We start from the raw sequence: 13,856 nt of genomic DNA on the forward strand, positions 1-13,856 counted from the left end.
GAGGTGACGGTTTGCGCTGGCTTGCTCTGCTCCTTGGGATCGCGATCCTCGGGGGCGTGGCCACCGTCGTGATCGCCCTCCAGGAGCCGGAGCCCCCCCACGCCGCGCGCATCGGCAGCACCTCACCGTCCACCCCGAGCCCGACCCCGTCGGAAGCCGCTTTCACCGACCCGTGTGGCACGTTCGACACGAACATGCGCACGCCCTACTCGATCACCGGCTACTGGATCATGCCGTCGGCCGACCGCTGCAACTGGCGCCGTCAGCTGGAGGAGATCCACATGGTCGGCGGTGACACGGTGGTCCGCATCGGCTTCGGCCTCCAGCCCCGCTCGGTCGACGCCGAGGGCCGGATCCTCGAATCGCCCACCGGCGACGAGACCCCCAAGCCCGACGAACGCTACGGCTACTGCGTCGAAGACGGCCTGACCTGCTACCAGGCGGCCGAGCGCGACCTGAAGGCGGCCAACCCCGGCAACCGCGTGTCGTGGTCGTTCGTGTTCCGCACCGACGAGTCGTACGGCGACGGCGTGTTCCGCTGCCCGCAGATGGAGAAGAAGATCGTGATCGGCGAGCGGGTGTTCTTCCGCCTGATCGCCGACGAAGACGGCTCCGACGACGCGACCTGCGACTTCACCACGACGGGCAAGGGCTACCACCTGATCCTGGTGTCGGCCGGTGCGACCGACAGCCTCACCGAGCTGCTCGACCTCGGCGACCGGTTCGGCATCAAGGTCTTCCCCTCGCTGCCGCTGGCCCCGCGCGACCCGACCGGCGTCACCCGCGCCAACCCGCGCCACATCGGCACCCTCACCACGCTGACCCGCCGCATTCTCCAGGACTACGGCAGCCGCTTCGCGGGCCGCGAGTCGCTCGGCGGCGTCTACCAGCCGTTCGAGCTCCAGATCAGAGACTGGGCCGACCCTGAGAACGTTCCCACGCTCCAGGTGTACGCCGAACAGCACCGCATCGTCGAACAGACCCTCCCCGGCAAGCCGATCCTGGTCAGCCCCTATCTCGACGCCCGCAAACGGGTCGAGTACACCTCCACCCCCAAGCAGGTCGGCGAGGGCTTCAAGGCGCTGGCCCGCACGGGTGTCGGCATCATCGCGCCGCAGGACTCGCGTGGCACCGGCAAGGTCGGGCTGTTCTGGCCCAACTGGAAGAACCAGCCCGTCGACGAACGGCTGAAGCCGGTGGTGGGGGAGAGCACGTACAGCACCGCCTACTACGGCGCGACCCGCGACTACTACCGGGCCATGTTCGAGTCGCGCCAGCAGCTGCGCGACGAAGAGGGCATCGACGTGCAGCTGTGGGCCAACGTCGAGGCGTTCGAGCCGTCGGCGAGCGAGAAGTGCGGCACGCAGGGGACCCGGGGCCGGACCGACAAGCCCCGTCTCGACACGGCGGTCACGCTGGTCGGGCCGTACGTGTCGAAGATCATCTCGTACATGTGGAGTGACTTCTTCACCTGCGGGACCCCGTCGCTGGCGGAGGATCTCGCGGTCGACTGGGAGCGCCCGATCGCCATCCAGGCCGTCCGCGAGAAGCGGGACATCCAGGAGGGCCTCCAGATCCGCGGCTACCACCTGCGGGACGTGAAGGTCACGCTGAGCTGGACCGGCCTGGAGACTCCGCGCGTGGTCGACTCGCAGTCGGTGGGCCTGTTCGACGGCGAGCCGATGGCCGACTTACCACCCGCTGTGGGGAAGGTGTGGATTCCGGTCGACTGGGCGAGCGTGCCGGCGGGCACCTGGGTCAGGGTCGAGGTGACCGCCGCCGACGGCCGCAAGGCCGCCGAGCCGGTTTACTACCACAACGAGTGATCGCGGCAGCGTGTAACGTGCCTGCCATGGTCCCGCGCATCCCCGTCAGCGTGGATCTCGTCGTGCTGACGGTCAGGTCGAACGCTCTCTGCGCCCTCGTGTGGCGCCGGGACCGGCCGCCTTACGCGGATCTGTGGGCCCTGTCGGGCGGCTTCATCCATCTCGACGAGGACCTCCCGGCCGCCGCCGCCCGCGTGCTCGCCGAACGCGCCGGCATGGCGGGCGCGCCCGTGCATCTGGAGCAGTTGCGCACCTACGGCTACCCCGACCGCGACCCGCGCCAGCGCGTCGTGTCGGTCGCCTACCTGGGCCTGGCCCCCGACCTGCCGGCCTCCACCGAGGCCCACATGAGCTGGCAGCCGCTGAGCGAGCTGACCGAGATGGCCTTCGACCACCGCCGCATCATGATCGACGGCCTGGAGCGGGCCCGGTCGAAACTGGAGTACACCTCACTGGGCGCGGCCTTCTGCCCGCCCGAGTTCACGGTCGCCGAACTGCGCAGGGTGTACGAGATCGTGTGGGGCCGCCCGCTCGACCCGCGCAACTTCCACCGCAAGGTCACCAAGACCGAGGGCTTCCTGGTCCCGTCGGGCCGCACGACCACCCGCGACGGAGGCCGCCCGGCGATGCTCTACCGGCGCGGTCCGGCGGAGGCGCTTCACCCGCCGATGCTGCGGGTCTGAGGTTCACCGTCGGCGTTCTTCCGCTGGAGCGCGTGTTCCACGTGCAGGAACGCCTGGATGAAGATCATGCTGGTCTGGGGCCTGAGTCCGCGCCGGAAGGCGAGGTCGCTGGCCGCCCGGAGCAGCCCAGGGCCCTCTAACTGGAGCGTCATCGCCTCGGCGACGCTGCCGGTGGCCTCCTTCTTCCACCCGTCCGCCTCGCCGAGCAACTGCCGGCGGTAGGCGGGGGTCACCTCCTCCCGCGCGGCTTCGCAGGCCAGCAGCACGGCGGCCCGGTAGGCGGCGGTGGCGTCGCCCTGGCCGGCCCGGCGCAGGATGGCCGCGCCGATGCGGCCCCATGCCCTGGGCATGCGGAAGGCGGTCGGCGCCGGCTGCGCCAGGCGTACCTCCGGTTCCAGGATGTCGCCCGGCACGTAGGGCGACGCCGCCGGTCCGGCGGGGGCGTACCGGGTCTCGATGGCGTCCCACACCTCGGCGAACTCCCTGGTGAGTGTGCTGATCTTCTGAGGTGAGGCGTCCATGCGGCCGTGCAGGGTGCCGTGTTTGTAGAGGACCGTGACGATGGTGCGGATGAGCGGCCAGGCGGGGAGCCGGGTGAACTTGCCGTTCATGACGTTGGACAGCGTCGAGGTGGAGAGCGAACGCCACTCCTCGGGTCCGCCCTCGTCGATCATGGACTTCGCCAGTCTCACCATCTCGGGGTAGAAGGGTCGCCCCGCCTCGCGCCAGAGGTCGTCGAGCTTGGCCAAGAGGGCGTCGCAGTCGACCCGTCCGCGGCGTTTATCGCCCATGCGTGAGTTCCGTTTCCGAAGGAGTCAAACAGCGCGAGTAGCGCGTTCGGCCAATCACCGGCCACCGAAAGATCACCGGCGCGGCCGGTGATGGAGGTGACATTAATGGCTTCGGTGGGGCTGCGTCCCATAATTCCCAAAGGTCTCAACCATGAGGTTTCACCTTGTCGTCCAGTTTCATCCAGAGTCGTCCATAGGCGTCCAGACCTGCGGAAAGTCGTGCAGCTAAAATGATCTTCGAGATTTCGGGCGGGGCCGCTGATATCTCTGAGGCAACCGATTATGGCGCTATCAGAATGAAAGTCAGGAAATGACGCCCATCGTGTCTCTGGTCATCGCGGCGCTGTTTTCCGCAGTGGTCGCGCTGGTCTGGTACATCGTCAGTCTCCGGTCGGGCAAGACCGCGTCCATGGCCCTCATGACCTCCGGCGGGGCCTATCTGGGGGTGGCCACCCTCTGCCTGCTGGTGCTGGAGTACCTCCAGTGAGCCGGCTGCGCCTGCGGGAGGTGCATCCGCGGCTCGTCGCGAACGTGGTCTGGCTGCTCGGGTGGAACCCGCTCGCCGCGACCGTGCCGGACCTGCCCTACTACGGGGTCTGCGCGTGTTCGGCGACGTGCCGGAACCTGCTGACCGCGCCGCCCGGGTCGGCGAGTCCGCGGTCGATGCCGCTGCTGCTCGACGGGGCCGAGGTCATCGGGCTCAGCCTCGACCCCACGGGTGAGCGCATCACCGACCTGGAGGTGCTCGATCCGGCGCTGTACGGCCGGTCGGCTGGGGCGGAAGATATCGGGGTTTCTCGTGGGGTTTGACAGCTACTATTCCCCCTGTGCTGATATCGGAGCCCCGCCCCATGGTGGCGGGCGCCGTCGAACCCCCCTTCGCGCAGCCCCGCTTACGGGTGCTCGACCTGCTGCGGTTCTGCGCGGCGATGGCCGTGGTGCTGTTCCACTTCGGGGAGACCCGCGCCTGGGGGACGCCCAACGCGTTCCCGGCCCTGAGCGGCGTGACGATGTTCGGCGCCTACGGGGTGCGGCTGTTCTTCATGATCAGCGGCTTCGTGATCCTGATGAGCGCCTGGGGGCGGACCCCCGGCGAGTTCGTGGGCTCCCGGATCGCACGCTTATATCCGGCCTATTGGGCCAGCGTCGTCATCCTGGGCGGGCTGGCCCTGATGGGCTTCATCACCGACCACCGCCCGACCCTGAGCGAACTGCTCGCCAACCTGACGATGTTCCAGCACGGCCTGCGCGTCCGCGACCTGGAGATCGTCTACTGGACGCTCTGGCACGAGCTCATCTTCTACGTGATGATCGCGTGCTTCGCGGTGGTCGGGATCACGTACCGGCGAGTGCTCGGCTTCATGGGCGGGTGGATCGTGCTGCTCGCGCTGGCCGAGCGGCTCGACATCTCCCTGCTGAAGGTCGCGCTGGCGCAGTTCGGCGCGCCCTACTTCATCGCGGGCATGGCCCTCTACCTGATCTACCGCTTCGGCAGCTCACTGCTGCCGTGGCTGTTCGTCGGCATCGCCTACGCCTTCGGCATGGTGCAGCTCCTCGGCGAGGGGCCCTCGGCGATCAAGCGGTTCGGCGAGCCGCTCGGCACCGCGCTCGTCGTCGGCGTGATCTCGCTGATGTTCCTGGTGATGATCCTGGTCGCCGTCGGACGGCTCGACGGCGTCGACTGGCGCGGGCTGACGCTGCTGGGCGCGCTGACCTACCCGCTCTACCTGTTCCACCACCACGTCGGGTTCCTGCTGATCCAGTGGCTCAACCCGATCCTCGGCCACCGCTTCACGCTGCCGGTCGTCATCGGGGCCGTGCTGCTCGTGGCGTGGGCGGTCTACCGGTTCGTCGAGGTGCCCGCCCAGCCACGCTTGAAGGCGGCGCTGTCGCGCTCGCTGAAGATCGCCGACTAGCTACCTGTCTTCAGGCAGATTCCGGGGCGTGAGCCGCAGCCGGCCTCCGGCCGACCGCGACTCACTTCTTCTTGGACGGCTTGGGCCACGCCTCGCCGGGCTTGAGGACGCGGTCGCCGAGCAGGGTCGAGACGGTGACGAGCTTGTAGCCCTTCTTCGTCAGCGTGTCGACGACGGTCTCCATCGCCTTCACCGTCTCCGGCACGATGTCGTGCAGCAGGATGACGGCGTCGCGCTTGGCGAACTTGAGCGTGCGCTCCTTGATGACCTTGGTGTCGCGGGCCTGCCAGTCGAGGGTCGAGCCCGTCCAGAGGATCTGCGGCAGCCCGAACGTCTTCATCAGCGAGCCGACGCGGGTGTCGGTGGCGCCGTTCGGCGGGCGCATGAAGACCGGCGTGATGCCCGCGGTCTCCTGGATGACCTGCTGGGTGGAGGCGATCTCGGAGAGGATCTCCTCGTCGGACAGCTTGGTCAGGTCGGGGTGGTCCCAGGTGTGGTTGCCGATCTCGTGGCCCTCGTCGACCATGCGCTTCATCATGTCGGCGCGGCTCTCGACCTTCCGGCCGAGGACGAAGAAGGTGGCCTTCGCCTTGTGCTTCTTCAGGTTGTCGAGCAGGGCCGGCGTGTAGGGCCAGGGGCCGTCGTCGAACGTGAGGGCGATGCACTTGAAACGCTCGCAATAGGGCTTGACCTTCGCGTTCGCCGGTGCGGCCGGGGCGAGCAGGGACGTGGTTAAGGCGAGGGCGAGTGCCCCCCGGACGATCACGCGCATAGCGCCGAATCCTAGACGAACTCCCTGGGACCACCCTGAGACCACTTGGGAAGTATGGTGTGGGGCACATCGCCGCACCGGAGGGGTGGAACCAATGCCGCAGTTCAGGGCCGTCCTCGACACCATGACGGCCTACACGCCGGGCAAGGCCGTGGTGTCCGCCGAAGGTCGTTCGTACAAGCTGTCGTCGAACGAGTCGCCCGAGCCGCCGCTCTCCAGCGTCGTCGCCGCCATCGCCGAGGCCGCCGCGAACGTCCACCGCTACCCTGACCCGGCGGCCACCCGCCTGACCGAGGCGCTCGCGACCCGCTACGGCGTCCCCCCGGAGCACATCGCGCTCGGCGCGGGCTCGGTGACGGTGGCCCAGCAGCTCTTCGAGTCGGTCGGCGACCCGGGCGCGGAGGTCATCTACGCCTGGCGCTCCTTCGAGGCCTATCCGCTGCTCGCCGACCTGTCGGGAGTCGTCTCCGTACGAGTCCCGCTCGCCGCCGAGACCCACGACCTCGACGCGATGGCCGCCGCGATCACGCCGGCCACCCGCATGATCCTGGTCTGCAACCCCAACAACCCGACCGGCACGACCAACCGCGCGGCCGAACTCGTCGAGTTCCTCGACAAGGTCCCCTCCGACGTCCTGGTGATCCTCGACGAGGCCTACCGCGAATACGTGCGCGACCCGGCGGTCCCCGACGGCCTGACCATCTACGGCGACCGCCCCAACGTCGCCGTGCTGCGCACCTTCTCCAAGGCCTACGGCCTGGCCGGCCTGCGCGTCGGCTACCTGATCGGCCCCGAGCCGATCGCCGCCGCGGTCCGTAAGACGATGGTCCCCTTCGCCGTCAACCACCTCGCGCAGGCCGCCGCCGTGGCGTCGCTGGCCGCCGAGCAGGAACTGCTGGAGCGCGTCGAGCGCGTTGTCGCCGAACGCACCCGCGTGCGCGAGGCGCTGATCACCCAGGGCTGGACGGTCCCCGAGTCGCAGGCCAACTTCGTCTGGCTCCGCCTGGGCGACGACACGGCCGCGTTCGCGGCGGCGTGCGCCGTCGAGGGCGTCGCTGTACGCCCGTTCGGGACGGAGGGTGCCCGTGTGTCCATCGGGGACCGCGAGGCCAACGACGTCTTCCTGAGCGCCGCGCAGGCCTTCAGGTCACGCGCCTCCGCTCGGTAGAGACGACCAGCGCCACCCCCGCGACGATGACGAGACCGGCGACCACCATCATGGTCGTCACGGTCTCGCCCAGAATGATCATCCCCAGGGCGACCGCGACGACCGGGTTGACGTAGGCGTAGGTGGACACGAGCGAGATCGGCGCGTTCCCCAGCAGCCAGACGTACGACGTGAACCCGACCAGCGACCCCACCACGATCAGGTAGGCCAGCGCCCACCACGACCGCCCGGACACCTCCGACAGCACGAGGTGCTCCCCGGTCAGCACACTGCCCAGCAGCAGCCCGCCGCCGCCGACCACCATCTCCACGGTCGACGCCGCGAACGGGTTCCGCGGCATCGGCGCCCGCCCCGACATGAACGACCCGACCGCCCACGAGAACGACGCGACGAGGATCACGACCACCCCGACCGCGCCCCCCGACACCCCGCCGGTCAGCGAGATCCCGGCCACGCCGAGGAAGCCGATCAGCACCCCGGTCAGCGTGAGGACGTGCGGCCGGTCACGGAAGACCATCCGCATGACGACGAGCCAGAGCGGCGTCGCCGCGACCAGCAGCGCGGCGAGCCCGGTGGAGATGTGCTGCTCGGCCACCGCGACCATGCCGTTGCCGCCGGTCAGCAGCAGCAGCCCGACCAGCGCCGCGTCGAGGAACTCGCGCCGGGTCATCCGGAACGCCTCGGGCCCCTTGCGGACCAGTAGGAACGCGCCGAGGATCACCGCGGCCACGACGAACCGCAGACCGCCGGAGACCAGGGGCGGCATGGTCTCGATGACGATGCCGATGCCCAGATAGGTCGATCCCCAGACGATGTAGACGGTCGTCAGGAGGATCCACACACGTATGTCACGACCGTCCCGCTGCATGGCTCATGACAATAGCCAAACGCGGGCAAAGCGTTCCAGGGCGGGTCCTGAAATCGGGCACGATCAGCCGGGTCGAGGTGACCCTGTCCTCGTCGTCGGTGTACAGCCAGACGGGGATGTCCCCGTCGTCCTCATCCAGCTGGGCGAGCCCGGCCATCCGGCACCGGGCGGCGCGGTGTTCGACTGGCCGCAGGAGGGGTCGCAGGCACACGCCCCGTAGCAGGGAGATCGCCGATCGTGCGGCCCGGAAGTCGTCACCGAGCAGCCTCAGGATCGACGCGCCGAGCTCCGGGAAGACCTCGGCGAGCTTCCGAGAGGGTTCGCCGCCGGCGTCTCTCGTTTCGGCCATGCGGCGAGCATGCGAGATTAGCGTGAGGCGATGCGATACAGACTCCCCAAGAGCCCGGTCACCCGGTTCAACGCGTGTGTGATGGACCTGCGCACCTCTCCCCGGTGGGGCGGGCTGGTCAGCCGCCGCGTCACGGTCCTCACCTACACGGGCCGGCGCTCCGGGCGCACCTTCAGCATCCCGGTCGGCTACCGGCGCACGGGTGACACCGTGGTCATCGGGTCGCAGTTCCCCGACGCGAAGGTGTGGTGGCGCAACTTCCTCGGCGAAGGCGGCCCGGTGACCCTGGAACTCGACGGAACCCCCCGCACCGGTCACGCCACCGCCCACCGCGATGACCGAGGCCGCGTCACGGTAACCGTCACCCTCGACTGACCGCAGTCGCCCAGGCGGTCGGGTGCGCCGTCGAGCGGCGACAGCGACCGAGGGCGGGCCGCCTCACCGCAGGCGGCACGCTTCCGAGCAACCGCACATATCGAACCACGACAGTTCATGCGCGATCGTCCGAGGGGCGGGCGTTCCTTGAGCTTGAGCGGTCTTACCGGACGAAAGGATCATGCACCGTGGTCCGCCGTCTCCGTAGCCCTCCTGGGCGGTGACCCGAGGAGGTCTGGTTCGCGCCGTCAGGAGGAGTGATGCCCTGCCGTGTCGGTGCCGTGATCCTTGGCCGGGCCGGGCGGGATGACGTGGCGATCCGGTCGGCCTGGCGGCGTGAGGTGGTCCGGCTCGTGCCGTCGGTGAGGAGCGACGTCCAACGCGTCAGCACCGCCGTCCTTCGCAGGGCCGAGCATTGCGTCTCACCATTGCCGCCTTCGAGAGGGTGGTCCTTGTCAGAAGCGGCTCTTTCGAGCGACCTCGTCCGCCATTCCTGACTTTGTTTTTGATAGTGCTATTGGGAACTCCAGACACCCCCGTACCGCACTTGTCGAAATCGGTGAAGTGAATGCCGCCCGGATATATCCGGATCCTTCCGGACGTGAAAAGCCCGGCACCCCCGAATAGGGGATGCCGGGCTTCGGACGTGCTCTAGCGGTTCAGCTTCTCCACGATCAGCCGGTAGAGCTGCCGTGGCCGGCCGGGTTGTGGTGTCCGGTTCGGTGGGAGCGGCCACGCTAGCCCCTCGTCGACCAGCGTGCGCAGGAGTCTCCGCGCCGTTCTCGGTGTCACCCCCAGCATCTTCCCCGCGCCCTCGGCGTCGACGACGGTGTCGCCGCCTTCCAGCTTCGCCGCCAGTCTCGCCAGCACCTCGACGCCCTTCGGCTTGGCCGGCCCGGCGGACTGCGGGGGCATCCGGGGCGGTGGCACCAGAGTGCGTCCCTCCCGGTCGACCGCGAAGCCCTGGGCCTGCTTGCCCGCCTGCGTACGGGCCAGTGCGGCCCGTGCGTGGGTCTCGGCGTCGTGTGTGGTCCGGCCCATGCCGACGCCGACCTCGACCGCCAGGCCCAGCTCGTCGCGGATCCTCGCCGCGAAGGGCAGCACCCGGAAGCCGTCGGTGGCTCCGGCGATCGATCCCCTTGTCGCCACCACCAGGTAGCTGTGGTCGTCGATCGGCCACACGCTGGCGTTGATGCGGTTGGCCTCCTGCACCAGCAGGCGGTGCAGGGAGAGCCGCAGCTCGTCCCGCCAGTATCTCGGCGCCGCCCGCCTTATGGGCTCCCGCAGCGTCGGCACCTCGACGAGGATCACCGTCAGCTGGGATTCCTCCAGCCGGTGGTGCGCCCCGAGCAGGGCCGCCGTGTGGAGAGCGGTGCGGACCGCCGCCGAGGTGGGCCGGATCCGGACCGTGGGGATGCCCGCGGCCGTTAATCGGTCGGCCACGCCCGGAATGCAGGTCAGGGCGCCCGTCGTGGCGCCCTGGCGGACCAGCCGCTCGTGATAGGCCGCGATCGTGCCGGTGGCTCCCGGCTCGTCGCGGCTGTGTACCTCTGCCGTGGATATGCCCAGGTCCGCGAACGCCTCATCGACCTCGCCCCGGCTCAGCACGTCAACGCTGACCCGGCGGGGATCGATGCGGTCGTCGAGGGCCGCCCGTGCGATCGCGGCCGTCAAGGCCGCTCCGCCGAGCTGGACGTGGGTCGCCGGCATCGTCAGGACCCCGGCTCGCCGGGCCAGCTCGTAAGGAATCGGGCTGGCGAATAGGCAGGCGTCGACGCCGCCCAGCCGGGTCACCTTGTCGGATGCCTCCTGCTCGTCCCGGTATGCGGCCGCCACGAGGCGGCACGGCACCGGGGCGGCGGCGTGTCCCATGAGCATGACCCGCTCGACGAGGTCATGGGGCCCCACCACACCGATGGTGAGGTCCGGCGTCCCAGCGCCCATCCCGCCCCCCACGCGTCCGCGCGGCGAGTCTTCAGTGCGCTCGACCAATGTTCGTCCCATCCCGCGCGCCTTCTCGATTGGTTTCTCTTTGGAACGATCGCTCCCGGAGGCCGTAATGTCACGCCCGGATTTTCCGGAATACCGTTCCGAGAAGCGCGGCACGGTCCTTTCCCATTATGTTGTGGCTGGTCAATGCCATTATGGACGTCGAACTAGGCAAAAGGGGAAATCTCGCGTTCCACATCGGCGCCGAGGGCTCTGAGGCGCTGGGCGATGTCCGCGTGCCCCCGGTCGATGCGGTAGCCCGACTCGATCACCGTCTCGCCCTCGGCCGCCAGACCCGCCAGCACGAGCGCGATGCCCGACCGGAGGTCGTGCGCCTCGACGTGGGCGCCCTGCAGCGGGGTCGGCCCGTGGACGAGCGCCTGGCTGCCGTTCACCTCGACCTTGGCGCCCATCTTGTTGAGCTCCTGGGCCAGCGCGAAGCGGCCGTCGAAGACGCGCTCGTGGATGTAGCTCGGGCCGTCGGCGAGCGTCGCCATCGCCATCAGCTGCGGCTGGAGGTCGGTCGCGAAGCCGGGATAGGTGTCGGTGATCACGTTGATCGGCCGCAGCCCCCCGTCGCGGCGGGCGTGCACGACCGCGCCCTCCTGGAAGAACTCCACGCCCATCTGCTCCAGCTTCCACCGCACCACGCCGAGGTGTTCGAGGGAGGTGCCGAGCAGGGTGACCTCGCCCCCGGTGATCGCGGCGGCCATCATGAACGCGCCCGCGTCGAGCCGGTCGGGCATGACGGTGTGTTCGACGGCCTTCAGCTCGCGGACGCCCTCGACGGTGATGAAGCCGGTGCCCTCGCCGCTGATGTTCGCGCCCATCTTGCGCAGCATCTCGATGACGTCGAGGACCTCGGGCTCCAGCGCGGCGTTCTCGATGACCGTCGTGCCCTGGGCCAGCGCGGCGGCCATGATGAGGTTCTCGGTGCCCGTGTGGGAGGGCCGGTCGAGATAGAGCGCGGCGCCGGTCAGCTGGGCGGCCTTGATGTGGATCGCGCTCTCCTGCTCGTCGACCAGCGCGCCGAGCCGTTTGTAGCCGTTGTAGTGGAAGTCGAGGTTCCGGGCGCCCAGATTGCACCCGCCGACCCCCTCGACGATGACCTCGCCGACCCGGTGGAGCAGCGCCGGCACGAACAGGATCACGCCGCGGAACCGCGACGCGATCTCCTCGGGCAGCACCGGGGAGCGCACCCCCGAGGCGTCGATGACGAGCGTGCGCTCCTCCTCGTGGAACTGCACCCGGGCGCCGACGGCCTCGGCGAGCTCGACCGCCCGGCGCACGTCCTCGATGAGGGGGACGTTGCGCAGGACCGTCCGGCCCTCTGCCGCCAGCAGGGCCGCCCCGATCATGGGCAGCACGGCGTTCTTCGCGCCCTGAACAAACGCGGTTCCACGCAGCGCATTGCCACCGCGCACGCGGTAACGAACCATGAATGAGTCTCCTCGGTTGGGGGTGGAGAGGATGGTGCGGCAGGTGCGGTAGCCGGGTATCGGCCCACAGTAGCCGCTAGGCGGGGTCATTCGCGGCGAAACCACCCCTGCAAAGTCCGGCCCGTAAGGCCGTTAAAGGCCGCCACATAGCGACCCGGTGTTCTGACCTGGAATGCGAAGTTCCATGCCAATCATCCCGACATCAGCGCATGGAACAAGAACACCTGACCGGCCCGACCGAAACGCTTCGAAATCAGGCCCAAAACCGCTGTCTCTCCAGGTAGCGGCAGGTTGGCCCAGTCACGTGCACGCAGCCACGGACCGAAATCCAACTCGCCGCCACCACCGGCCGAGTGGCGCCATCCGTCGCGTACCGACAGCGCGCCTTACCGGAATACCGCTCTTTCGCCTGTCCTTTCTGTCAGGACCAGGTGCCCGGATCAGCGAAAACGGGGATCAACGCCCGGCGGCGATGTCCGTGCGGTGGAAGGAGCCGCGCATCTCGATGCGGTTCACGAGTTCGTAGGCGCGGGCGCGGGCCTCGGCGACCGTCTCGCCCGTGCCGACCACGTTGAGCACGCGCCCGCCGTTGGAGACGACCTCGCCGTCCCTGAAAGCGGTGCCGGCGTGGATGACGTAGGCGCCCTCGACCTCGGCGTCGAGGCCGTGGACGACGTCGCCCTTCACGGGGGTGTCGGGGTAGTTCTCGGCGGCGACGACCACGGTCACGGCCGCCCCCGGGCGGGACAGGATGGGGGGCTGGGACGCCAGTTCGCCGGTGGCGGCGGCCAGGAGCAGGTCGGCGAGGGGGGTCTCCAGGCGGTCGAGGACGACCTGGGTCTCCGGGTCGCCGAAGCGCGCGTTGAACTCGATGACCTTGGGGCCCTTGCTCGTGAGGGCGAGACCGGCGTAGAGGACGCCGGTGTAGGGCATGCCCCGGCGGGCCAGCTCGTTGACGGTCGGGGCCACGACGGTCGCCATGACCTCGTCGACCAGGCCCTCAGGGGCCCAGGTCAGCGGGGTGTAGGCGCCCATGCCGCCCGTGTTCGGGCCCTCGTCGCCGTCGTAGGCGCGCTTGAAGTCCTGGGCGGGCTGGAGCGCCACGGCGGTCTTGCCGTCGCACAGGGCGAACAGGGAGACCTCGGGGCCGTCGAGGTATTCCTCGATCACCACGCGCTCGCACGCGGCGGCGTGGGCCAGCGCGGCGGCGCGGTCGGTCGTGACGACGACGCCCTTGCCGGCTGCCAGGCCGTCGTCCTTCACCACATAGGGCGGGCCGAACGCGTCGAGGGCGCCGGCGGCCTCTTCGGGGGTGGTGCAGGAGAAGGCGCGGGCGGTCGGGACGCCGGCCGCCTCCATCACCGACTTGGCGAAGCTCTTGGAACCCTCGATCGCGGCGGGTTCGCGCGAGGGGCCGAAGCAGGGGATGCCGGCCGCGCGCACGGCGTCGGCGACCCCGGCGACCAGGGGCGCCTCGGGGCCGATCACGACGAGGTCGGCCGCGAGATCGCGGGCCAGCGCCGCCACGGCGTCGCCGTCGAGAGGCGACACGTCGTGGAGCGACGCCACCTCGCCGATGCCCGCGTTGCCGGGCGCGCAGTGCACCTCGGCGGGTCGGAGAGCACGGCAGATCGCGTGCTCGCGGCCTCCTGAACCGATCACCAGAACTCGCACCCACAC

At 69.5% G+C, this 13,856-nt stretch carries 14 protein-coding genes; 7 read left to right on the forward strand and 7 right to left on the reverse strand.

Features of this window, described 5'->3' with window-relative positions; all coding sequences use genetic code 11:
• Positions 1–11 precede the first annotated feature (11 nt).
• Together AW270_RS20555 and AW270_RS20560 are read left to right on the forward strand one after the other, a co-directional pair.
• Positions 12–1,826 carry a DUF4434 domain-containing protein gene (locus AW270_RS20555; protein ID WP_061296732.1) on the forward strand — a complete coding sequence of 605 codons (1,815 nt, stop codon included), beginning with the start codon at positions 12–14 and terminating at the stop codon, positions 1,824–1,826.
• Positions 1,827–1,852: 26 nt separating this feature from the next.
• A complete protein-coding gene (locus AW270_RS20560; protein WP_061296733.1) occupies positions 1,853–2,509 on the forward strand; it encodes an NUDIX hydrolase in 657 nt (218 codons plus the stop codon).
• On the opposite strand, the gene AW270_RS20565 is transcribed toward AW270_RS20560, so the two are convergent.
• Complete coding sequence (locus tag AW270_RS20565; RefSeq protein WP_061296734.1) at positions 2,485–3,300, reverse strand: hypothetical protein; 816 nt, start codon at positions 3,298–3,300, stop codon at positions 2,485–2,487. The two genes, AW270_RS20560 and AW270_RS20565, sit on opposite strands and share 25 nt — an antisense overlap.
• Positions 3,301–3,610: 310 nt before the next feature.
• Here AW270_RS20565 and AW270_RS38920 point away from each other — a divergent pair, with 310 nt between their 5' ends.
• The 3 genes from AW270_RS38920 to AW270_RS20575 are packed head-to-tail and all read left to right on the forward strand — an operon-like array spanning position 3,611 to position 5,216.
• Entirely contained in the window at positions 3,611–3,787 is a 177-nt protein-coding gene (locus AW270_RS38920) for a hypothetical protein (protein ID WP_157522306.1), read from the forward strand.
• Positions 3,784–4,110 (forward strand): hypothetical protein, encoded by a 327-nt coding sequence (locus AW270_RS20570; RefSeq protein WP_061296735.1) that lies wholly within the window; start codon positions 3,784–3,786, stop codon positions 4,108–4,110. Before AW270_RS38920 ends, AW270_RS20570 begins: the two co-directional genes overlap by 4 nt.
• A gap of 17 nt (positions 4,111–4,127) precedes the next feature.
• On the forward strand, positions 4,128–5,216 hold the full coding sequence (locus AW270_RS20575; protein WP_157522309.1) for an acyltransferase family protein: 1,089 nt from the start codon (positions 4,128–4,130) through the stop codon (positions 5,214–5,216).
• Between the two features lie 61 nt (positions 5,217–5,277).
• Here the strand turns inward: AW270_RS20575 and AW270_RS20580 are convergent, their stop codons facing one another.
• Entirely contained in the window at positions 5,278–5,988 is a 711-nt protein-coding gene (locus AW270_RS20580; protein WP_061296737.1) for a polysaccharide deacetylase family protein, read from the reverse strand.
• A gap of 94 nt (positions 5,989–6,082) precedes the next feature.
• On the opposite strand from AW270_RS20580, the gene hisC reads away from it, so the two are divergent.
• Complete coding sequence (gene hisC, locus AW270_RS20585; protein ID WP_061296738.1) at positions 6,083–7,156, forward strand: histidinol-phosphate transaminase; 1,074 nt, start codon at positions 6,083–6,085, stop codon at positions 7,154–7,156.
• Here hisC and AW270_RS20590 read toward each other — a convergent pair.
• Together AW270_RS20590 and AW270_RS20595 are read right to left on the reverse strand one after the other, a co-directional pair.
• Positions 7,131–8,024, reverse strand: coding sequence for an EamA family transporter (locus tag AW270_RS20590; RefSeq protein WP_061296739.1), 894 nt, complete (start codon positions 8,022–8,024; stop codon positions 7,131–7,133). The genes hisC and AW270_RS20590 overlap by 26 nt on opposite strands.
• Positions 8,005–8,373, reverse strand: coding sequence for a hypothetical protein (locus AW270_RS20595; protein WP_061296740.1), 369 nt, complete (start codon positions 8,371–8,373; stop codon positions 8,005–8,007). The genes AW270_RS20590 and AW270_RS20595 overlap by 20 nt, the downstream gene beginning before the upstream one ends.
• 30 nt (positions 8,374–8,403) lie before the next feature.
• Here AW270_RS20595 and AW270_RS20600 point away from each other — a divergent pair, with 30 nt between their 5' ends.
• Positions 8,404–8,748, forward strand: coding sequence for a nitroreductase/quinone reductase family protein (locus AW270_RS20600; RefSeq protein WP_061296741.1), 345 nt, complete (start codon positions 8,404–8,406; stop codon positions 8,746–8,748).
• Between the two features lie 651 nt (positions 8,749–9,399).
• Here the strand turns inward: AW270_RS20600 and AW270_RS20605 are convergent.
• The 3 genes from AW270_RS20605 to purD form a co-directional block, all read right to left on the reverse strand.
• Positions 9,400–10,692 carry a transcriptional regulator gene (locus AW270_RS20605; RefSeq protein WP_030456307.1) on the reverse strand — a complete coding sequence of 431 codons (1,293 nt, stop codon included), beginning with the start codon at positions 10,690–10,692 and terminating at the stop codon, positions 9,400–9,402.
• Positions 10,693–10,904: 212 nt separating this feature from the next.
• Positions 10,905–12,176, reverse strand: a complete 1,272-nt coding sequence (murA, locus tag AW270_RS20610) for a UDP-N-acetylglucosamine 1-carboxyvinyltransferase (protein ID WP_061296742.1) — start codon at positions 12,174–12,176, stop codon at positions 10,905–10,907.
• A 456-nt stretch (positions 12,177–12,632) separates the two neighbouring features.
• A complete protein-coding gene (gene purD / locus AW270_RS20615) occupies positions 12,633–13,850 on the reverse strand; it encodes a phosphoribosylamine--glycine ligase (protein ID WP_061296820.1) in 1,218 nt (405 codons plus the stop codon).
• Between the last annotated feature and the right edge of the window lie 6 nt (positions 13,851–13,856).

The organism is Herbidospora cretacea, from assembly GCF_001570605.1.
Taxonomy (GTDB): domain Bacteria; phylum Actinomycetota; class Actinomycetes; order Streptosporangiales; family Streptosporangiaceae; genus Herbidospora; species Herbidospora cretacea.

Bases quoted from the DNA above. Each gene is read 5' to 3' on its own strand.
- AW270_RS20580 (WP_061296737.1), bottom strand. From the start codon at position 5,988: ATGCGCGTGATCGTCCGGGGGGCACTCGCCCTCGCCTTAACCACGTCC.
- AW270_RS20595 (WP_061296740.1), bottom strand. From the start codon at position 8,373: ATGGCCGAAACGAGAGACGCCGGCGGCGAACCCTCTCGGAAGCTCGCC.
- AW270_RS20560 (WP_061296733.1), top strand. From the start codon at position 1,853: ATGGTCCCGCGCATCCCCGTCAGCGTGGATCTCGTCGTGCTGACGGTC.
- AW270_RS20600 (WP_061296741.1), top strand. From the start codon at position 8,404: ATGCGATACAGACTCCCCAAGAGCCCGGTCACCCGGTTCAACGCGTGT.
- AW270_RS20605 (WP_030456307.1), bottom strand. From the start codon at position 10,692: ATGGGCGCTGGGACGCCGGACCTCACCATCGGTGTGGTGGGGCCCCAT.
- murA (WP_061296742.1), bottom strand. From the start codon at position 12,176: ATGGTTCGTTACCGCGTGCGCGGTGGCAATGCGCTGCGTGGAACCGCG.
- AW270_RS20590 (WP_061296739.1), bottom strand. From the start codon at position 8,024: ATGCAGCGGGACGGTCGTGACATACGTGTGTGGATCCTCCTGACGACC.
- AW270_RS20565 (WP_061296734.1), bottom strand. From the start codon at position 3,300: ATGGGCGATAAACGCCGCGGACGGGTCGACTGCGACGCCCTCTTGGCC.
- hisC (WP_061296738.1), top strand. From the start codon at position 6,083: ATGCCGCAGTTCAGGGCCGTCCTCGACACCATGACGGCCTACACGCCG.
- AW270_RS38920 (WP_157522306.1), top strand. From the start codon at position 3,611: ATGACGCCCATCGTGTCTCTGGTCATCGCGGCGCTGTTTTCCGCAGTG.